The organism is Vibrio sp. 10N.286.46.A8, from assembly GCF_041470165.1.
GTDB classification, from domain to species: Bacteria; Pseudomonadota; Gammaproteobacteria; order Enterobacterales; family Vibrionaceae; genus Vibrio; species Vibrio tasmaniensis_A.
This window is the reverse complement of record NZ_JBFRLX010000172.1, coordinates 1-20,529: the sequence shown is the minus strand read 5'-3', so window position 1 is coordinate 20,529 and position 20,529 is coordinate 1. Positions and strand designations below refer to the sequence as shown.

Genomic DNA, 20,529 nt, shown 5'->3' with positions numbered 1-20,529 from the left:
TTTGCGAAAAACATCAGAATAAGAGATTTGAAAGAGAGTGCCACAAAAAATGAAGCTCTAGCAGGCCATTTCTCAATGATGTTTAACTATATCAAACAGTGGCGGTTCGCTGTATGGAAGCTAAAACAGTCTAATCACTACTACCCTCCTAGTTTCCATTTTGGTTATCGCTACAGAGTTCAACCAGACTTCCAAATTACCAAAAGTTTCCAACTTGGTTATCCTTAACGTGATTTCCAAACGATTGATACAGAAAGGTAGCGAGTTTCCATCTTAGTTATCTGTGATCATGTAGATTTTAGATAAACAAAAGCGAACCACTTGGTTCGCTTTTTTGTTTTTCAGATTATATGACTAAGAAAGCATTGACCTTACCGTAAGGGAAAGGTTTATGGTTGAGTGAAACCAACGATGAATTAGGAACTGATTATGGGATGTTGCAATAAAGCGCCAAAAGGTGGAGCCCCTCTTGGCTTGCTTCTAAAAGTAACGCTTGGGATTGGTCTTTTTGTTTTTCTACTGGCTTTGTGGCAATAAATTTGAGCTGAGCCCTTAAGGGACGCTTTCGACAGTGCCTTAGAGACAATCAAAAACAGAACTAGTATGTAATATTTGTGTGCCCCATCTTTAACCGGGTCTGCAAAATATAATCATGTTTCATTCTTCAACCCCAATTAAACAATGCTCTCCATGTTGAGGAAGAGCGTGAATTCCACCAATTCGCTTTAAATCGCACGCGGATAATGAGGGTTCAACCTGCGAATAACAGCACTGCATACACAGAATTTCAGGCTGCGCACAGATAGAAGAAATGATGACCTGATCACTTGTCGTGCATGGTGAAAAAGGTTTTTGTTCCCATGCAAAAGAACCAGTGCAAAAAAAAGCAACCTGTGCCGGTTTGCCGCATTTCTCGCAAAACCCACGTAATTTTCGAAAGGTCTCTTTCAGAGCAATTAAATCTTCTTTTCTTTCCCCTTGTTTATTATCGTGAAGGGCAAACTCTTCAAATTCACGCAATGGAGTTGGAAGGTATTGATAGAGACCTTTTCTTTTGTATTCAAAGTCGGGGGAGAAGACAACCAATCGTGCTTGTGACGTAGTAAATGACTTGCGATATTCCGATAATAAATGTTCTCGACATAAGGTCTGTCTTTGATATCCATACCATGAAAACCAAAGAAATTTTTTAGGCACTTTGACACAAAAATCAGTAACACTTTTTTCTTGGCACTTAAGACAAGTCATCGACACATCCTCCAACAATTTCCGTAGGGTCGCTTTTATACAATCAAACAGAATAGGAAAACTATGCTGTTTAAGTAGAGACCTAAGTAGCATAAAAAACCACGGTGTTTAGCGCATCACTTCAAGCTTATCTATATGTGATACCTTAACCCTTTTCTTATAGGCCCGCCATGCGACTTAGTATTATTAAAACCAGGGGAGATACTAAAGTCTGAATAACTAAATTTAACACCCTCAACAGTAAAACTTTCCTGTTGATGCCCTCCATAAGGCATCGGGTTAAAGTTCTCAACACTTCCTTCAACAACATCATATTCACCCTGACCGTAATCAGATAAAAGGGAATATAATTGAACTATTAAGCCGCCCCACTCAAAGCAGCCCAAAGCACTTAAAAATGAGGAGTATTTTGAAAGCCATACCTATGCTTTGTTCAGTCGCTGGCTTACCAACAACTTGCACATCCCAGCTGGATAATTTCTTTCTATTTTTATAACCTTCAGCCGAAATATATATAAATAACAAACCGGGAAGAGCGAAACAAAGTGACCACAACCCTTCAAACTTTATATTATAAACAACTTCGTACATTACTACCTCAATTGAATGCTAACACCTTGGCTAATCCATTTTGCCATAAACTCAAAATCGGCTTGAATTGAAAGTGCCAAACATTGTGAATCAAACTTAACCTTCTTGTTATACAAGTGGTTAATTGTGCTCTGCAGTTTCTTTAAAGAGCAGGTTCAGAGGTTTAACCAAAGAGTAAATCCACAAGCCAAATGCTACAAAGCACCACATAAATAATGTTAGAAACAAACTAAATATTGGCCACATTGCCAAGGCGAGCAGCAGGCCTGATATGCCCGTTACTGGTGTTTCATCCCACTTTACAGTCTCCGCACCAAATATAGATGCGATACCACATACTAAAAAGAAGACAAAGAAGCTCAGGCTAAAGCCGATAAAGAGCATTTTGAAAAGAGACCTTTTCGATATTTTCTTAACTGTAATTTCCATTTTCATCCCTGTATTTGTATAACAGCTGTGCTACAGAAAATTCTGCCTAGTTCATTAGGTCACCAATTGTACTAGCCTTTGTCTTTCCATAACAATCACTCATACCACAACCTTAGTGATTAGCGTGGCAAATATATAAATTATCCATCTAGCATGATTCCCACGAAATCATGAACTTACGCGCGTTAAACCCGTGTTGTAACCATCAGAACCTATCCGTACCTCGGAGCAAGTGAAACTCTATAAATCCAAAGCTTGACCCTATACGGTAAGGTGTTTATATTGTCGCCCGCCCAACGGGGCACATCCTAAAATGCACACCGGCCATCCTGCCATCATTCGTGTATTTATATTGGTGTTGTGAACTTCCATGCTAACGAAATTTCGTCCTTTTACTCGTGAATCGGGTGCGCTTATGCATCTTTCGGTTCCAATCATTTTGACTCAAATAGCTACCCAAGCGATGGGATTTGTCGATACGACAATGGCTGGCCAAGTAAGCCCTGCCGACCTCGCCGCTATTGCACTCGGCACAAGCCTTTGGATTCCTGTATTGCTGCTACTACGTGGTGTGATTATGGCCTTAACACCCGTTGTTGCTTACCACCGCGGTGCACGCGACTTTCAAAGTATCTCTGTTGAATTCTTCCAGATGGTTTGGTTGGCATTAATTGCTAGCGTATTACTTATCGCTTATTTAGTGAGTGCGAAACCGATCTTAGAATGGATTGGTGTTGCCGCTGAGATCATTCCAATTGGCAGTGATTATGCGTTCGCCCTCGCCTTTGGTGTGCCGGGTATTGCCCTGTTCTACACCTTGAATGGCTTCTGTGAGGGTATGAACAACACCAAAGTGCCGATGATCATTTCTGTGGTTGGTTTGTTGGTGAATATTCCGGTCAACTACGTGCTTATTTACGGTAAGTTTGGCTTCCCTGAAATGGGCGCTGTGGGTTGTGGCTGGGCGACAAGCTTGGTTTATTGGTTAATGTCAGGAATGCTGTATTCCTACATTAAAGGTCATCACCACTACAAAACCATTATTAGTTTTGCAGACGCTAAACCAAAAGCAAAAGAGATGCTTCACCTTCTAAGATTAGGTTTACCTATCGGGATGAACATCGCGGTGTGTGGCAGTATCTTTGCGGTAATCGCACTGATGATTGGTCGTATTGGTGCAGAGAACGTGGCAGCCGCGCAAATTGCACTTAACATTTCGAGCCTGACTTACGTGATTCCGATGAGTATCTCGTTTGGTATTACGATTCGTGTTGGTCACGCTTTGGGTGAGAAAGACGAACTAGGCGCAATTGAACGCAGTAAAGTCGGTATCTTAGTTGCAGCGTTAATTTCCTTGCTTTCGGTTGCGATGTTCCTGTTGTTCCCAGAGTGGATCATCAGGCTCTACACTAACGACCCTGCAATAAGTGCGACAGCAGCGGTATTGTTGACCTTCACTGCTATGTATCAATTCAGTGATGCTCTGCAAACCTCTGCTAACGGCGCATTACGTGGCTATAAAGATACTAAGATCCCGATGATGTTAGCCATTGCTTCATACTGGGGCTTGGCACTACCACTCGGCATGGTGCTCGGACTAACGGACCACATTGTTCCAGCAATGGGGGAAGAAGGGTTTTGGATTGGTATTCTTACGGGTTTAAGTATCTCTGCTACGCTGATGTTAATTCGCTTGCGATACGTGATTAAGAAGCGCGATTTACTGCCTTCAATTAACGCAGCAATTCGCTAATACTGCTCTAGTAAGCGAATACCACACCGGAAAATAAATGCAAAAAAGCGCGTTACTGCCACTATGCAACAACGCGCTTTTTCTGTTTAAATTGAACTGTATTTATCTGTTTATCGCCAAATATGATCCAGCAGCAATCATTATTCCACCAGCACTTTGATTTAATCTTCTATGCGCGCGTGGCGTTTTCAGCAAACCTGCCATTCTGCCCGCTCCTACAGCGATAAGCATTAAACCGGACATTAGAGCAACAGATGCTAAACCAGAAACCAAGACAATATCTTGTGAGCGCAGAACTGTCAGATCAATGAAAGTCGGCAAGAACGAAATATAAAACAGAATCACTTTAGGGTTTGAAGCTGAAATCAAAAAGCCTTGCGCGAAACTCGCGAGTTCGGATTTCTGACTTTGTTTGGCTGCAAGTTCCGCTGAGCCTTGTACTTCAGGTAGGCTCTTAAACATCTTGTAGCCCAAGTAAATCAAATAAGCCGCACCAACGTAGCGAATCACCTCAAACGCAATCGACCAATTCTCGGCAATCGTTGCTAGACCAAAACAGGCAAGCGCAAGGTAAATAAGATCACTGCATATCATCCCTAACGATAGAGTGATGCACTTTCGCCAACCATTAACCATGCCTCGAGCTAAAATGGCAAATACGCCAGGTCCCGGAGTAATACCAAATATAAACATAGCAATAAAGAATGTAATCGCACCTTCTAATGACATTGGACTGTCCTTATCTATAACCCAACATAATTGATCATGAACGTATCATGGAGCTTCGATTCGCGTAAAGAACGTTTTTGACTAAGCACGTTTAACACAACTCATGTTTTGAATAAGTGTGACATGTAGTTTCCCCACTAAGCTTAAACCTAGCCTCAGCCCCACCAGCCCCACCAGCCCCAAACATAAACTTAAACTTAAACTTGAACTTGAACTTGAACCAGTCACCAAAGTGTTTTTCATTAAGAAACCAAAAGGCGAACCTAATGGCTCGCCTTTGAAAATATTGACTACCAATCAACGCAACAAGATTAGTTCGATATTGGTGACAACAATTCAGGGTTTACGACTATGTTTCTAACACCGTGTGCGTGGTCTTCGTTAAAGTCATTGCCTTCACACCAACTCCCCACTGTCGCGATGTTTACTTTCGCAACTTGTGGACGAACGCTCCATGTTACTTGGAAGGGCGAACCTTGTTCATTATAACCAGGGCCTGTTGTAGAACCTGCGTATTGAATCGCTGAGCCAGTATCTTGTGGAATATTGGTTGCTTGGTGCAAACCATCCACTTTAGAGTGCTTAGCCAATGCTTCGAAATCGAGTGCTTTGTCATCATTTACTAATACATAAACTTGGGTTTCTACACGCAGTTGCGGGTTGGTAATTGCATCGTTAAAACAAGCGCCCAGTGTTTCACCCGGTTCAACTTGTGCTGTCGAGTACACATAATGCACTTCGATGGTGTCACCTGAATGCAAAGAGCCATGATCGCTCGGACAAACCCTGCCCTCAAATGGTTTCAGCTCAGCAGCACTCAACTTACCAGTGTACTTAAAGCCACTTTGGAAGCCCTTTCCATCACCATTACCAGCGTATTGGGTAAACTCACCACCTTTGTGCTCAGCGTTTTTATGGAAGTGAATATTACATAAGTTCATTGCTGTTGAATCAGGGGCACCCGAAAACAGTCTGGTATTTGTTCCTTTCAATGAACCCAAATCTCGTGGGGCTTGCGGGCCAAAACCTTGCCCTTGGGTGTTTTCAGAAAGCTTCGCTCTTTGTTCTGCAATAACACCATCTGATACAGACTCTTCGTTCGCGTCAGATGCATTTGCATGAGCTGACAACATCACCATCGCGACACTTAAAAACACACTCTTATTCTTCATTTTTCTTCCCTAGAATATTGATAACTAAACCTAACCGCACTTAACAGCAAACATCTTACTATGCTCGTAAGTGAATATAAGATTTGTCTTTGTAAGATTAGATTTCATTGCTTACTTCGGGATGAGTATTAGAACCCTAGATGTATAGAACAAGTCAAACACAGTAAATACGGCTACTCCCTTCCAGAACGAGTAATTTCCTACTTTGTTGACTGTCCCCTAACTGATCGGCTTGATAAGCGATCAATGCATATAAAATGCAACGACGACAAGGTTTGTAAGATCAAAAAGGCGAACCACTTGGCTCGCCTTCATCATTTCATTTAGTCATTTTGGTTACTGTGATGGGTTAACTGCTTAGCCGTTACCCGAAGCAAATATTCCAAATGTCATGACGTTCAATGCGTCTGTCACGCCTTCTAGAGATTTAATCACTTTCTTAGTCGGTTCGTTGTTGAGCAATAGGTAACTTCCAAGCCCTTTTTCATTGTCGGTCTCGACTTGATCTTCGGTCGCTTGTTTAACGGTTACTTGAGATGCACTTCCTTGAGTAGTATTAGCTTGAACAACATCAGCTTGAGGAGCTCCAACTGATTCAGCTTGTGTCTCGGCGTGTATATTTGAGTCTGTAACTAAATCAGCATTTATCTCATCAGTAGACTCAGCAATGACATTTAGATCCGTATCTTCTTCGACAGTGTTCGACAAAGTGTTTTCGTTGGTCAGTGTCTTTTCTTCGATTTGCTCATTACTCGTTGTGGAGCAAGCAGTTAAAAAAAACAGACTAACGATGAATGTGAGTAAGTGTCTCACCATAATGATAAACATGACCTCAATAAAACATTGTTCGATTGTAATTTATTTGACTTTCCATATCCAGTGCCAGAGATTAAGGGTTAAGGGTTAAGGGTTAAGGGTTAAGGGTTAAGGGTTAAGGCGATCGTAAACGGAAGCAATTTAAGACTCAAATCTAGTAATTTGAAATCTCAATCAAGTTACCGTCAGGGTCTCGAATATAAATAGATTGAATCTTTCCCATCGCACCTGTTCTAGCTATTGGGCCTTCCTCTATTACAACGCCTTGGCTCTCAACGTGCTCAATAACTTCAACGAGAGGCGTGTTAGATATAAAACATAGATCCGCACTGCCGACTTGCACACATCTAGCCTTTGGTTCGAACTCATTACCGAATTGGTGAAGGTTTATCTTTTGATTGCCGAACGACAACGCCAAGCGGCCTTCACCGAATTGGATGGGTTTCATGCCTAACACGCGCTGATAAAAATCCACCGTCACGGTTAAGTCTTTAACGGTTAACACCAAGTGATCTAAATGACTGATTTCCATCATTACCTTCCTGTAACTAAGAGTGATATGGGCTTATTGGCGGTGGCTAGGGCGTGTTGATGAACAATGTCATTCGACAACCCACATAACTCATAACAGCAATGTAGGTTGGAATTACTGAACTTAGCCTTCGCGCTTACTGAGCGTGTAGGAAACTAAACTATCATCACCCACCTTAAACACCCATATATTCTCGCCTTCGATGAAGTGAAATTCATCGGTCGATTTCGTCGGCTTTAGCGTCGCAATGAATTCCGATAACGCAGGTTCATTGATGATGAAACTCCCTTCTGACGTATTACTATCAAGATCGTTGCTGACTTTAATATTCAAAGTGGATTCAGGCAGAATATCGGGTAACCAGCCTCTGTCGAACAAGCGTTCTTCTTTGGCTTTTTCATACGTCGAATATTCACTGCTTACCACATCTGAACAACCAGACAACAAGAGCAAAGCTGGAAGTAGTAAAGGGAGTAGAACGTTAATTTTCATTCAATTACCATGACTTTAATATAGGTTTTGAGACCGAGCTTAACTACACAAATCCCAAAAATCATTCATAAAAATGATTTTATAAATCAATTGTAATTTCCATTCAAATCAATTGACTTTCTTTACATCCAAGCCAGTAATTAGTGGCTAAATTCTTTAGTATTGTAAACTTTTTATAATCAAGTAATTGCCCTTTCATATACTCGATGTTTGGCCTGTTGAAAGTATCGCTATCGGCCAAATAATACGGGGGACCTACACCCGGGAATAGAGCTTAGGATTAACTCGTTACAGGCGCGTACACAGGCCGATGATTCGGTCACACATGGCTTGGTTGACTGTGAAGTGGGTGTTGAGGAACGCTAGTTGGGCAAGTGCCGATTCAGCCGTGCGCTCGTAACCTTGGGTAAAGGTTGGTAGCAATTGAGCAAACTTAGGAAAGCGTGCTTCTAGCCTTCTATCCGACATAAATTCATCAACGAATTCAGGCTCAGAATGCTCAGTTTGATCCACAAGATCGATCAAACGATCAAGCGCGTAGGATTGAACAAAGCGAGAGCCAGAAAGCTTCTCGCCGCGATTATATCGGCTCATGCCCACATAAAGATTGGTCAGTGCTTCACCGATGATCCATTCTTGAGAATTCGTTTCAGCGACACCTTTTACAGGTGGCACACAGCACTGAGTATCAAAGTCGGCTTCCTGCCAAACAATACGACCTTCAGCAAATGGAATATGCGCTAATTCGTGTGGTTCGAATACCGCAAACTCACAAAATATTCCATCGGCATAAAGTACTTTGTAGCCATCGATGGTGTTCCTTACGGCATAGTCGATTGGAAGAATGTCAGCCAACCAATGCAAGCTGTCTAAGAAGTATTGCTTGTGCCCCGTTTGCACTATCGCGAAGAAATCAACGTCTGAATACTGATCCAATCGCTCCGTTTCAATGCCAACAGAACCTAGCCCTAATAAAGCATGCGCCTTACCAGAAGCTTTCAAAGATTCCCCAATCGCATCTAGACGCTGTAAGAGTTTTTCTGGTGTATTTGGCTGTTGTGCTTGCATCGCTCTATCCCTATCAAATTGAATGCCACTCAACCTAACTGATAGTTAGAACACCTATGAAGCCTAATTTATAAAATATGTGTTTGAGATAACGATCTGCGTAACTTATTGCTTCGTTTAACTCATCAATCATCCGTCTTTCTATCCAATTTACACTAATGACTTTGCTAAATAAGCTGCCATTTCTTGCTCTGGCACCATGCCTCCGCCAGTCGCCCATACAAGATGTTTGGCATTGGCTAGTACCGACTCATCAATATCTAGACGAGCAAGGTATTCTCTATTCTGTTCAACATGAATCACGCCCGGCATACCCGCGAGTGCTGAAGGCTCCAATTGAATACCCTCCACTTGGTTCAGTTCACCTAACAATTGAGACATACGTTCGTCGGTTAACGTGTAATAGCCGTCTAGTAAACGTTCCATAGCTCGACCAACAAAACCAGAAGCACGGCCAACTGCAAGCCCGTCTGCTGCGGTTAGATTATCAATACCGAGATCTTGGACTGCGATTTTGTCATGCAAGCCGGTATGGACACCCAACAACATGCAAGGTGAATGGGTCGGCTCAGCAAAAATACAATGGACATGGTCGCCAAAGGCCATCTTCAAGCCAAATGCGACACCACCGGGGCCACCACCTACTCCACATGGCAAGTAAACAAATAATGGGTGTTCTTTGTCTACTGAAATGTGTTGTTGCTCAAATTGCTGTTTGAGCCGTTCTCCTGCCACCGAGTAGCCAAGGAACAGTGTTTGTGAGTTTTCATCATCAATGAAGAAACAACGCGGGTCTTGCTCCGCTTCTTTCCGTCCTTGTTCTACTGCAACGCCATAATCTTGTTCATACTCGACCACGTTAACACCATGCTCACGCAGTTTGTTTTTCTTCCACGCTCTCGCATCAGCAGACATGTGAACCGATACTGTAAAGCCTAACTTGGCACTCATGATGCCAATCGACATGCCTAGGTTACCCGTTGAGCCTACGGCAATGCTGTATTGTTGGAAAAAGTCACGGAATTCAGGTTCGAGCAACTTACTGTAGTCATCGCTCTCACACAGTAACCCAGCTTCAATGGCAAGCTTCTCGGCATGCGTTAGTACTTCATAAATACCACCACGGGCTTTGATTGAACCTGAAATCGGCAAGTGACTGTCTTTTTTCATCATCAAACGCCCTTTGATAGGCTGCTGATAATGCGCTTGCAATACTGATTTCATAGATGGAATGTCAACAAGCTCAGACTCGATGATGCCATCGGTCACTTGTGTTTCAGGGAATGCCTTCGCCAGATAAGGGGCAAATCTTTGTAATCGCAGGCTTGCATCTTGAATGTCCTCTTCGCTTAACCCCACATAAGGTAAACCCTGTTCTAACGTCGTGATGTTTGGGTTAAACCAACTCACTTCTTCTAACGCTATAAGTTGTTTTAACAACGGGAAATCGTTGGTGAGCTTCTCTATATTTAATTCACTTTTTGGGTTCAAATCAGTCATGGGTGACCTTCTCTGGTATAACGCCATCATCTCTGGTACACAGCAATCTGCGCTCTTACAAACATTTGGTTTTGAGCTTATTAAAACGGTATTTATTTAATTATTCAATGACCTGTAATTAACTAGGCTTACTTTGCTCGATACGTCTTACGACTTAATTGCTGACCACTGTCTTGATGTACTCACTAGGCGATAAACCAAATTTTCCTTTAAAGCGCTGACTAAAACGTCCTTCCGATTGGTAACCGCAAGACTGGGCCAATATCGCCACATTCTGCTGTCCGTTTTGCATCAGATAAAGTGCGTGACTCAACCGAACTTCAGCCAACACCTCACGATATTGCATACCTTCCAGTTTGAGCTTTCGGATAAGCGTGGCGCGGCTCATCGCAAAGCGCTCTGCTACCGACTCTAACGGATGTTTCTCGTCCGGTGAATGCGAAAGGTAGTGGCTGAGTTTCTGGCTAAACGAAACATTTGAGCTAATAAACAATCGATGCAACACGCCCTTCTCGGCTAATTGCTGATACAAACCCTGCAACCAAAATTGTTGGGTTTGTTCACTCATGCTCTGACGATCAAACGAAAACAACGCATTGAGAGAATCTTGCAAACCTCGCTCTGCTTCCACGGTGGGTAAATCCAGTTCATTTGCTCGATCCTCACTGAGATCGAGCATTGCTTGCGTCGGTTGGAAATGAAAACTGAATACACGCGAAAGGAAACGCCCTTTGTGGGGCATGTTCTCAAAACTCAATGACGCTGATGCCTCACACAACAGCAGCTCAGAATGTGAGAGTTCTGCAGCTGAGTCTTTCCAAAACAGGCGCTTGCTGCCTGTAATGATCTGAATAATACTAGGGGATAGAATCCTCACATTACGCAGTTTTTGTAACTGCTCTGCACGAAAGATCGTCACTTGATATTGATGATTCATCTCATCCCCCTTGTTTATTTATTATCAACGACCAGCTATCGCATCAATAACTGGTCGCTTTATTAGCTTGTGTCAATTATCAACGCGTATAAGTTATTAACGTATTCAAATTATTAGCGTACATAAGCCATTAACGTGTGTAAGTTGTAGTCAGTTTCGCTTTGTCTAAAGCCATGCTGTTCAACGTGAATCCAACCACTGCCGACGGCGTGTTTTCGTCTAGGTTAAGTTTGTCCGTTGGTAATGCCCAAACCGTGAATTGATAACGGTGCATACCATCTTTTTCTGGAGGACAAGCGCCACCGAAACCTACCGTTCCATAATCGATTCGGCCTTCTTTGCCACCCACTTTAGAGATATCGACACCGCGAGGTAGGTCGCTCACTGTTGCTGGAATATCAAACGCGACCCAGTGCCAGAAACCACTTTCAGTCGGTGCATCTGGATCATAAGCTGTGATAGCAAAGCTTTTAGTGCCTGCTGGTGCATCTTTCCACATTAATTGTGGTGATAGGTTATCGCCGTCACACCCCCAACTTGAGTATTCAAAAGTCTTCGCCATTGGGTGACCTTCTTGAATATCGTTGCTGATTAATTCGAACGCTTGAGCAGAGCTTGCCGCCAAAATACTAATTGCTAATACTGATTTGATGATGAGTTTCATGATAGTTCCTCTTATTAGGTATGAGTCCAGTATAGTTCCCTCCACACGCCCAGTGATGACAATAAGTACACAATTATCTAATTTAACCCAAACAAATGATACTTACTGTATTTTTACTTTATTATTTAAAAGCATGACCCACTCGACAATTTGTTGTTAAAGGAACACTTGTTGACATTCAGGTTACAAATCACGTCCAAAACTCTTTAGACTCGCCCCACGACTTTTAACGAGAATGATTGGATGCACAGGTTTACATTGGCTCTTTGCTTAACCTTTTGGCTCCCTACACTAGCCAATGCCCAAAGTTTGCAAGACAAGTGGCAAACTCTGTATCAATTGAGCTGGCAATCGTCTCCTATCTCAGTTTCTCAGAAAGAGTTAACCCAGTACCCGAAAGCACTTCTTCAGGAAAGCAGCCGCTACCCGGATTTCAACAAATTCAGTTGGGAAGACATCGCCGCACTAGCCTCGATACAAGATCACTGTCAAGCGATTGAAAGCTCCAACCCTTCTTTGAACGATGCCATCGAATTCGAACTCGCTGTGTGTCAACAACAACCCTTGGATTCAATCTGGTTCGCGGCACACTCAAAACGACACCCTGCTGGTGGTAGCTTCGCTGATCGTTATGTTGCTCGTTACCCAGAAAACAGTGAACAGATTCATCCTTTTTTGAGTATCAGCAATCCTTTGCATCCGTTATTTTCCAAGCTAGAAAACTTAACCACGCAAGGCAGAGAAGTACTGCTCAATGGATACCGCGCTTGGCAACAAGGTGATGTGCTTTGGTTGAGTGGCGAACAAGGTTGGAAAGCAATTCCATCGGAGGTTTGGAAACCTATTGCCGAGCAACAAGAAGTGACCTTGTCAGCCGAAAGCTGTTCTTTTCGTTACAGTAACCTGTGCCTGAGCGAGTCGAGCAACGACAACCTGATCATAAAAACGTTGATCTTTACGTTGCTGTTAACATTGTTTTCCGGACTCGGCCGAGTCTTATACCTAAGAACAAAACAACGAAAAGAGAGGCAGTTCGTTTTACAGCTTCTCACTCATGAACTGCGCACGCCAATTACTAGCCTAGGTCTAACCGTCGAGATGTTCAGAAATCGTTACGACGATTTTCCCGATGAGACCCAAGGGGCAGTTTGGCGTTTAATCTCGGACTACCAAAGGCTTTCTCAGCTCACCGAAAACAGCAAAGTGTACCTAAGTTCGGACCAATCAGAACCTTTGTTAAAACAAAACGCATCATTAGAAGAGTGGCTTGATCATGTATGTGAAAAGCACAATATTTCTTATCAATGTGAAGCGCGTGAAGTTGAACTGAACCTTCCTTATTACTGGCTAACCATCTGCTTGGATAATCTAATCAAGAATGCCAAACAACACGGTAAAGGCGAGGTTTTGGTAAAGGTCGAACTCGGTGACAAGCTGAAGATTGAGATACAAGACGAGGGGCACTTCCCTTCGCCGATACAACGACTCATATCTCGTGTCACGCCAAGTGAAACGCACAAACTGGATAACATGGGCATTGGCCTGACTATTGTCGAGCACTTGATGAAGCAAGCGAATGGCCGCCTCATTATTCTTCGTAACCCAACCCGATGTATTTTGGAAATTGCTTATGAACACCCTACTGCTGATTGAAGACGACCAACTGCTTGGACAAGGCCTCGTCAGCTTCTTTGAGTCCAATGGTTATCAATGCCTTTGGGTGCAAGATGCTCAGAGTGCCAGTAAGCTGTGGTTACGAGCCGATCTCGTGGTGCTTGATCGACAACTTGAAGACGGCGACAGCTTGCGACACTTACCTAATTGGTTACTGATCAAAGCCCTTCCTGTAATTGTGTTGACCGCCAAAGTTGAAGTTCAACAACGTGTTGAAGGTTTAATGGCAGGTGCCAAAGATTACGTGACTAAGCCATTTTCGAACGATGAATTGCTTGCGAGAGTCATTACGCAGCTTCGGCCGCTAGGTGTTAGCCACTTAAATTACGCAAATATCCAAATCAACTTGTCGGAACGGATCGCTTATCTGGATGAAAGTCCAATCACGTTGAAACCTAAAGAGTTTCAGCTATTGGTACTGTTTATTCAGAACCAAAGTCGTGTGTTTCATCGAGATGAGTTGCTCAATAAAATTTGGGGTTATCAAGCCTTCCCAAGCACAAGAACCGTTGATAACCACATACTGCGTTTACGTCAAAAGCTACCAACGCTAAATCTAGAGACGCATCGTGGAGTTGGTTATCGTTTGGCTGGGGAATCACAATGAAAGTAAGCTCTCTAACAGCACTGTTCTGTACATTGCCCTTTGCGTGTAATGCGGCTTGGTTTACAAACACGCCATTGCAACACACCTATCAATCGCTGCTCGATGGTCAACCGCAAGTGGCATGGCAAGAACTGCAAATCGCGCTTGATCAGGCGGAGCTTAATAGTCAGCTTTGGCTACCCGTTAAACAAGAAATCCTGAGTCGGACTCAATGTGGAAGCACTCTTGAACAAAGTGCTACGCCCAACAACCACATTCAAGTCAGCTTCATCAAGCGCCACGGTCTTTCATCACAAGGCTATCAGATCAAAGTGTCTGCGGAGCAACTCAGCGAAGTGTTAGAAGATCAAACACAACGTATTTCTCTGGTCTCGCCTGATGGGAAAGTGGTTATCGACGGACAACTCAATTCTGATGTCGAATATCAAGAGATTGAAACCAGTGAGATGTTCATCAAACCGGAATCGGGCGTTTATCAGTTAACGATAGGTTCGAACAACTACCCTATTATTGTTGCTTTAGACGACAACAAGCGGTGGCTAACACTCGAAAGCAAACTCAACGACCCTCACATTGTGGTAACACCGCCTGAGATAATCGACAACTGCCCAGACGCCAATGTCAGTTGGCAGTGGTTTGACGAAAATTACGATATGTTGGGTTTCAAGGTGCCAATCAAGTCACTTGAAACAACAGTTCCGACAGAAAGTCCTTCGGCAACTAAAGCCAAACATTTGAGTGCATCGGTTGAAATGTTTGAATACCAAGGTGCGATTGAAATCCAATATGTCCAACGTGTCGCGGTGCCTTTCTAAGTTAAGCTCGCTATACAATGGCATTAAACGCCTAAGGGAAAGAATAGAGACAAATAGGTGACAAAACACCAACGCGACTTGGGTGTAATGACCGTACTTACCCTTTACGGAATCTAGATATGGTCAACGTTCGTCACCACCTTAACTTTACGCCTTTCGCCATTGCGGCTCTCTTTAGCAGTTGTGCGTTCTCAGTAAACGCGCAAGACAGCCAGATAACGCTAACTAATACCAACAACAGCGACACAGTATCGATTTCAACAAAAACATTAGCGATAGATTGGAATGGCTTAAGTGTTAATAGCACTGCTTTGACCGTTGATCGTCAACCTCAAAAAGTTACTCACCTAGTCATAGACTCAAAAACCAAGGCATCTTGGACACTCATGCCGAGCGGAATCAATGTTGAAGCTGAGTTGAAGGAACATAATCTTCTTGTCCAATTCACCTTACCTGAAAACACACAAGTAAAACGAAACCAACCCATTGAACTCGTTTGGTTTGACCTAGCAGAACAACAAACTCAGACTCTATTTCTGCCCTTTAGTGAGGGTATGCGCGTTCCTACCAACAATAAGCAGCGGGCCAATTACCTAGTCGAAAACCATTCAGGAAGCAACACCACTCAAGACCTAAAAATGCCTTTTTGGACGGTACAGCAGAACGATCAATTCATCAGTTATCAGATGATGAATCCGACAAACAACCAATTGTTCTTTTCTGATGTATCGTCGGGTACGTCCTCTGATGAGAAGACCAAGATTGATATGAGCGCTTCACACCAATTTACAACGCTGAATCAATCACAGCCTTTTACGGTTCGGATAACACTTGGAGACTCTTGGTTAGATGGCGCCAAACACTATCGCGATTGGCGAATTGAAAATGGTCTCTCTGAATCGCTTGTTGAAAAGCAAAAGCGTAACCCAGATGTAAATAAGCTGATCGGCGCAAGCCACGTCTACTTGTTTGGTAAAGACCCATTAAGCATCCAAGATGTGAGCGACTGGTGGGGATTAAACGCTTGGTATCTAGAGGACTCTCAATTAAACATTTCAAGTGAAGCGAAGCGAGAGTTATCCCCTCTGTCTAAAGGCAAAGATTGGTTTAGCCAGTATCATAAACAACTGTTGTTGGACTCTATTAGCCAGTCATTACAAAGCTTGTACCCTGTTGCCACGCCAACACTTGCTGATAACACCATTAAAGCTCAACACACCGCTGCTCAGAGCAAGAAAAGCTGGTTGATTAAGAACGCCTCTTCTTATCTCAATGCACCGGATACTTGGGGACAAGCCTTGTCATCAGGCATGGTCAACAATCTGAACAAAGGAGGATTAAACAAGCTTTGGTTAGGCTTCGATAATTGGATGCCAGCTCTCTACCAACCGAATGCAGTTGAACTGGCTAAGCAATCTGGTTATCTGGTTGGAACCTATGACTCCTACAACACAGCCATTCCAGCGAAGCTCAATGACAACTGGCTAACCGCTCAATTACCAGAGCCGATGCGTCAAAGTTGTGCGATTGAACTAGCGGATGGCAGCCTAAAAAAAGGGTTTCGAGGTAACGGGTTTTACTTGAACCCGAATTGCCATTTGGATTATGTAAAACAGCGCGCCGCAGATATCATGCGCTTTGGTCACTTCAATAGCCTGTTCCTAGATGTTGATGCAACTGCGATGGCGCGTGAGGACTACAGCGATAATAGCAGTGAGTCGGATATGCTTTCTGCCTTCAACAACCGAATGCAGTGGCTAAGCGAGCAACCATCGTTAGTATTAGGCTCTGAAGACGGCAACAGCCTAACAACAAAAGGCATCGCGTTTGCGCACGGCTTAGAAACAGTTGGTTTTGGCTGGACAGATAAAGACATGAAAGAGAATCGCCGATCTCCCTATTACTTAGGTCGTTGGTACCCAGACCACAAGCCTGACTTCTTCTTTAAACCCGCCGACGTTAAAGAGCCCTACAAATCGCTACTGTTTTCGCCACAATATCGAATTCCGTTATACCAAGCCGTTTTCCATGATGAAGTAATCAATACGCACCATTGGCACTCAGACAGCCTTAAATTCACTAATGTACAAGCAGAACGTGACTTAATCGCCATGCTGTACAACACACCCCCGATGGTTCACTTAACCAGAGATGAAGCTTTATCAAGTTCAAGCCCAAGGATCAAAGCACTCAAACACTATCAAGATGGCTTTGAACCAATGCACGAGCAGTTATGGGATAAACAGTTGGTCGATTTCGACTGGTTAGACAAAAGCGGAGACGTTCAACAAACCGAGTTCAGTGACGGGAGTAAGATCATTGCCAACTTCTCCGACAAGGCATTTCGTTACAACGGTATCGATATTGCTGCCCTATCGGTCAAAGCTATATTGGCGAATGGGCAAGTCGTCGACTGGCAACCCAATCATAGTTAGCTTCGATACGGTTTAGACAAAACGAATAATAGGAAGCCTAAGCACTTATTTACCCGCTAAGGTTTTCCCCGTTACTTTTGCTTCCTATTTTGAAAGGCAGTCAGTAGATAGTCGATAAAGACCTTTTTACGTTTCGGCATCAACTGCCTGTCTGCATACACTAGGCTTACTGAAACTTCTGGCATCTCATATTCAGGTAACAAACGAATCAGCTTACCTGTCTTGAAGTGTTCCCGACAAATGAATTCAGGAAGCACCGCCAAGCCGAGCCCATCCACACAAGCTGTTAGGCATGCCGTGATGGTATTCACCCGCAACTGGCACGGCAGATCGATCAAAATCGACTCTCCGCCTTCTAATTGCAAATGCCACTTAGGTAGACGTGCCGCCTTGTTCACCACCTCAATCATTCTGAATGGCGGTTCAAGATCATTGGGCGAAGAGATTTCATCGAACTGCTCTAAATACTCAGGGCTGGCTACCAATACACGCTTCGATGTTGTGAGGTAGCGAGAAACCAAGCTCGAGTCCACTAGCTCACCAATTTGTGCGTAAAGATCGATCCCCTCTGCAATGATGTCGACTTCTCGATTCGACAGTTCTAAGTTCAAAGTCACGTTTGGGTGCTCTTTTAGGAAACTGTGGATGTATGTGGCTAATACTTGATGTCCCAATTCGACAGGCAACACAACATTCAACTGCCCTCGGATCAAGTCCTGATTGGCAGAAACCTCTAACTCAGCTTGGTTCATGATCTCTTGCATCTGCATGCTCGACTGATAAAAGCGCTCACCCTCTGGCGTTAAAACTAAACTTCGTGTCGAACGAGTGATCAACCTCACACCTAGGTGCTGCTCCAGCTCGTCTAGCTTTCGGCTGACGGTCGACTTGGTCATGTTCAATGCTTCAGCCGCGTGCGTGAAACTCCCACAATCAACAACTTGTGTAAAAACAGTCACAGCATTTAAGTCCATCGTACTTCTCCCAAAGCCCTATTAGTAAGATTATTGCAACAGTGTTTCCCTTTTTTCCTATCTTATCAATCAATCGAATTCATTTACAATTCGTTACATCTAAATAAAAACAAAATGAGAAATAAAAAATGACAGAGAACAATAACGCTTCGCAATCAGTAAGCACAAAAAAACGTAAAAAAGCTCCGCTTATTGCTACTGCGATCATGCTGTCATTAGGTCTTGCTGGTGCCGGATATTGGTACGGCTATGGCCAATACTTTGAATCTACCGACAATGCCTACCTACAAGGCGACATCACTAATATAAGCCCGAAGGTGTCAGGTTATATTGTTAAGTCTTACGTGAGTGATAACCAATCGGTTAAACAAGGTGACTTGTTGGTTCAAATTGATGATCGTGATTACCAATCTGCACTTGCTCAGGCGAATGCGCATTTAAGCGTCGTTCAATCAAGCGTACACAACCTTATCGCTCAACAAACGTTACAACGTAGCCAAATAAATCAAGCCGAGAGCCGTGTTGATTCCGCACAAGCTGAATACGAGCGTGCAATCCAACAAGTCGTGCGTTCTCGTAGCTTATTAAAGCGTAACTATGCTTCGCAAGATGAAGTCGACAGCATGGTCGCACAACAAAAAGTCACCCAAGCAGAACTTGAAGAAGCGAAAGCAAACCTTGTCGCAAGTAATGATCAACTAATCGTGATTGCGAGTGAAATCGAACAAGCAAACGCATCCGTGACTGAAGCTCAAGCACAAAGAGATCAAGCACAACTTAACCTTGATTACACCAAAGTTTACGCGCCAGCAGATGGTGTAATTGGCAAACGCAGCGTGCGAGAAGGTCTGTTGATTCAAGCCGGCGCGCCATTGATGAGTTTGGTACCAAACAACCAAGTGTGGATCGAAGCTAACTTCAAAGAAACACAGCTAAGCGGCATTCACAAAGGTCAATCCGTAGAAGTTGAATTAGATGCCTTCCCGGGACAACCACTCGAAGGCGTTGTCGACAGCTTCTCCCCTGCGACTGGTGCAAAGTTTGCGCTACTGCCGCCAGAAAACGCGACCGGTAACTTCACTAAAATCGTTCAACGTGTACCGGTGAAAATTACCATTCCAGATCAGCAAGAATTGAAAGGTAGACTGCTTCCTGGTTTGTCTGTGGTAGCGACCATCGATAAACGAGGCTAGACCATGAGTAACGCTGGTGTTGTCACCCAAACTAATGATGATGGAGTGGTTTCTAGACGCCATTGGATCGCCCTATTTGGCGGTTTGATTGGCGCGTTTATGGCGATCTTGGATATTCAGATCACCAACTCGTCTCTCAAAGATATTCAAGGCGCGCTGTCTGCCACCTTAGATGAAAGCTCGTGGATCTCTACGTCTTACCTAGTCGCAGAGATGATCGCTATCCCACTCAGTGGTTGGCTTTCTAAAGCGCTCGGTAAACGCCGTTATATCACGTGGACGACGGCCATCTTCACCATTTCATCTTTGTTGTGTTCGTTTTCTTGGAACATGACCTCGATGATTGTATTCCGCGCGATGCAAGGCTTCAGTGGTGGTGCTTTAATCCCGCTTGCTTTCTCGTTAGTGATTCAGTTATTACCTGTTAACAAACGTGCTGTGGGTATGGCACTGTTTGGCGTAACCGCGACCTTTGCTCCATCGATCGGCCCAACATTTGGTGGTTGGCTGACGGAGAACTTCTCGTGGCACTATATTTTCTATATCAATATTCCGCCTGCTTTGCTTGTGATCACCATGATCCGATATGGCTTGGATGATGAAAAGCTCGACCTTGGCACACTGAAAAAAGCCGACTGGTTTGGTATCGCGACCATGGCGTTAGGGCTAGGTTGTTTGGAAGTGGTACTAGAAGAAGGTAACCGTGAAGAGTGGTTCAGTTCGAGCTTTATTATTGGCTTGAGTATCGTGTCGGCGGTGAGTTTGGTTTACTTTGTGATAAACGAACTCCAACACAAAAAGCCGCTGGTGAATTTACGGCTATTGCGGGATGGGCAGTTTGCTATGTCTTGTATTGCCTATTTGATTCTAGGGATGGCGCTGCTCGGCTCTATTTATGTT

The 20,529-nt window shown here is 43.7% G+C and carries 21 protein-coding genes; 8 read left to right on the top strand and 13 right to left on the bottom strand.

The genetic code is table 11. From position 1 onward, the window contains the following. Positions 1-228: hypothetical protein (locus tag AB4232_RS16690; RefSeq protein WP_372087567.1), on the top strand; the 228-nt coding region annotated here is incomplete at its 5' end. Positions 229-657: 429 nt separating this feature from the next. Here AB4232_RS16690 and AB4232_RS16685 read toward each other — a convergent pair. From AB4232_RS16685 to AB4232_RS16675, 3 genes are all read right to left on the bottom strand, one after another. Then, the gene (locus AB4232_RS16685; RefSeq protein WP_017092111.1) at positions 658-1,248 is read right to left on the bottom strand and encodes a hypothetical protein; all 591 of its coding nucleotides are present in this window, start codon (positions 1,246-1,248) and stop codon (positions 658-660) included. Between the two features lie 372 nt (positions 1,249-1,620). Then, complete coding sequence (locus tag AB4232_RS16680; protein ID WP_372087566.1) at positions 1,621-1,839, bottom strand: hypothetical protein; 219 nt, start codon at positions 1,837-1,839, stop codon at positions 1,621-1,623. Between the two features lie 120 nt (positions 1,840-1,959). Next, positions 1,960-2,274 (bottom strand): hypothetical protein, encoded by a 315-nt coding sequence (locus AB4232_RS16675; protein WP_026012397.1) that lies wholly within the window; start codon positions 2,272-2,274, stop codon positions 1,960-1,962. A gap of 364 nt (positions 2,275-2,638) precedes the next feature. Between AB4232_RS16675 and AB4232_RS16670 the strand changes: the two genes are divergently transcribed. Further along, complete coding sequence (locus tag AB4232_RS16670; protein WP_372087565.1) at positions 2,639-4,021, top strand: MATE family efflux transporter; 1,383 nt, start codon at positions 2,639-2,641, stop codon at positions 4,019-4,021. A gap of 102 nt (positions 4,022-4,123) precedes the next feature. Here AB4232_RS16670 and AB4232_RS16665 read toward each other — a convergent pair whose 3' ends face one another. The 9 genes from AB4232_RS16665 to AB4232_RS16625 all read right to left on the bottom strand — a co-directional run bounded on the left by AB4232_RS16665 (position 4,124) and on the right by AB4232_RS16625 (position 11,931). Next, the gene (locus AB4232_RS16665) at positions 4,124-4,750 is read right to left on the bottom strand and encodes a LysE family translocator (protein ID WP_017079152.1); all 627 of its coding nucleotides are present in this window, start codon (positions 4,748-4,750) and stop codon (positions 4,124-4,126) included. Between the two features lie 311 nt (positions 4,751-5,061). Continuing rightward, positions 5,062-5,922 (bottom strand): delta-class carbonic anhydrase, encoded by an 861-nt coding sequence (locus AB4232_RS16660; RefSeq protein ID WP_372087564.1) that lies wholly within the window; start codon positions 5,920-5,922, stop codon positions 5,062-5,064. A 357-nt stretch (positions 5,923-6,279) separates the two neighbouring features. After that, positions 6,280-6,738, bottom strand: coding sequence for a hypothetical protein (locus AB4232_RS16655; protein ID WP_372087568.1), 459 nt, complete (start codon positions 6,736-6,738; stop codon positions 6,280-6,282). A 154-nt stretch (positions 6,739-6,892) separates the two neighbouring features. Further along, positions 6,893-7,270 carry a VOC family protein gene (locus AB4232_RS16650; RefSeq protein ID WP_135384303.1) on the bottom strand — a complete coding sequence of 126 codons (378 nt, stop codon included), beginning with the start codon at positions 7,268-7,270 and terminating at the stop codon, positions 6,893-6,895. A 123-nt stretch (positions 7,271-7,393) separates the two neighbouring features. After that, positions 7,394-7,762, bottom strand: a complete 369-nt coding sequence (locus tag AB4232_RS16645) for a hypothetical protein (RefSeq protein WP_372087563.1) — start codon at positions 7,760-7,762, stop codon at positions 7,394-7,396. Between the two features lie 288 nt (positions 7,763-8,050). Further along, positions 8,051-8,830, bottom strand: coding sequence for a hypothetical protein (locus tag AB4232_RS16640; RefSeq protein WP_372087562.1), 780 nt, complete (start codon positions 8,828-8,830; stop codon positions 8,051-8,053). Positions 8,831-8,980: 150 nt separating this feature from the next. Then, complete coding sequence (locus tag AB4232_RS16635; protein ID WP_372087561.1) at positions 8,981-10,360, bottom strand: D-serine ammonia-lyase; 1,380 nt, start codon at positions 10,358-10,360, stop codon at positions 8,981-8,983. 124 nt (positions 10,361-10,484) lie between these two features. Continuing rightward, positions 10,485-11,267 (bottom strand): helix-turn-helix transcriptional regulator, encoded by a 783-nt coding sequence (locus AB4232_RS16630; protein WP_372087560.1) that lies wholly within the window; start codon positions 11,265-11,267, stop codon positions 10,485-10,487. Positions 11,268-11,397: 130 nt separating this feature from the next. Continuing rightward, positions 11,398-11,931, bottom strand: coding sequence for a YbhB/YbcL family Raf kinase inhibitor-like protein (locus AB4232_RS16625; protein ID WP_372087559.1), 534 nt, complete (start codon positions 11,929-11,931; stop codon positions 11,398-11,400). Positions 11,932-12,174: 243 nt separating this feature from the next. On the opposite strand from AB4232_RS16625, the gene AB4232_RS16620 reads away from it, so the two are divergent. The 4 genes from AB4232_RS16620 (at position 12,175) to AB4232_RS16605 (ending at position 17,462) form a co-directional block, all read left to right on the top strand. After that, the gene (locus tag AB4232_RS16620; protein WP_372087558.1) at positions 12,175-13,584 is read left to right on the top strand and encodes a DUF3404 domain-containing protein; all 1,410 of its coding nucleotides are present in this window, start codon (positions 12,175-12,177) and stop codon (positions 13,582-13,584) included. Beyond that, positions 13,562-14,212, top strand: coding sequence for a response regulator transcription factor (locus AB4232_RS16615; RefSeq protein ID WP_372087557.1), 651 nt, complete (start codon positions 13,562-13,564; stop codon positions 14,210-14,212). Before AB4232_RS16620 ends, AB4232_RS16615 begins: the two co-directional genes overlap by 23 nt. After that, a complete protein-coding gene (locus AB4232_RS16610) occupies positions 14,209-15,027 on the top strand; it encodes a DUF2861 family protein (protein ID WP_372087556.1) in 819 nt (272 codons plus the stop codon). The genes AB4232_RS16615 and AB4232_RS16610 overlap by 4 nt, the downstream gene beginning before the upstream one ends. A gap of 119 nt (positions 15,028-15,146) precedes the next feature. Then, on the top strand, positions 15,147-17,462 hold the full coding sequence (locus AB4232_RS16605; RefSeq protein ID WP_372087555.1) for a glycoside hydrolase: 2,316 nt from the start codon (positions 15,147-15,149) through the stop codon (positions 17,460-17,462). A gap of 71 nt (positions 17,463-17,533) precedes the next feature. On the opposite strand, the gene AB4232_RS16600 is transcribed toward AB4232_RS16605, so the two are convergent. Next, on the bottom strand, positions 17,534-18,436 hold the full coding sequence (locus AB4232_RS16600; RefSeq protein WP_046225100.1) for a LysR family transcriptional regulator: 903 nt from the start codon (positions 18,434-18,436) through the stop codon (positions 17,534-17,536). 128 nt (positions 18,437-18,564) lie between these two features. Between AB4232_RS16600 and AB4232_RS16595 the strand changes: the two genes are divergently transcribed. Then, a complete protein-coding gene (locus AB4232_RS16595) occupies positions 18,565-19,629 on the top strand; it encodes an HlyD family secretion protein (protein ID WP_019822141.1) in 1,065 nt (354 codons plus the stop codon). A 3-nt stretch (positions 19,630-19,632) separates the two neighbouring features. Then, positions 19,633-20,529: DHA2 family efflux MFS transporter permease subunit (locus tag AB4232_RS16590; RefSeq protein WP_372087554.1), on the top strand; the 897-nt coding region annotated here is incomplete at its 3' end.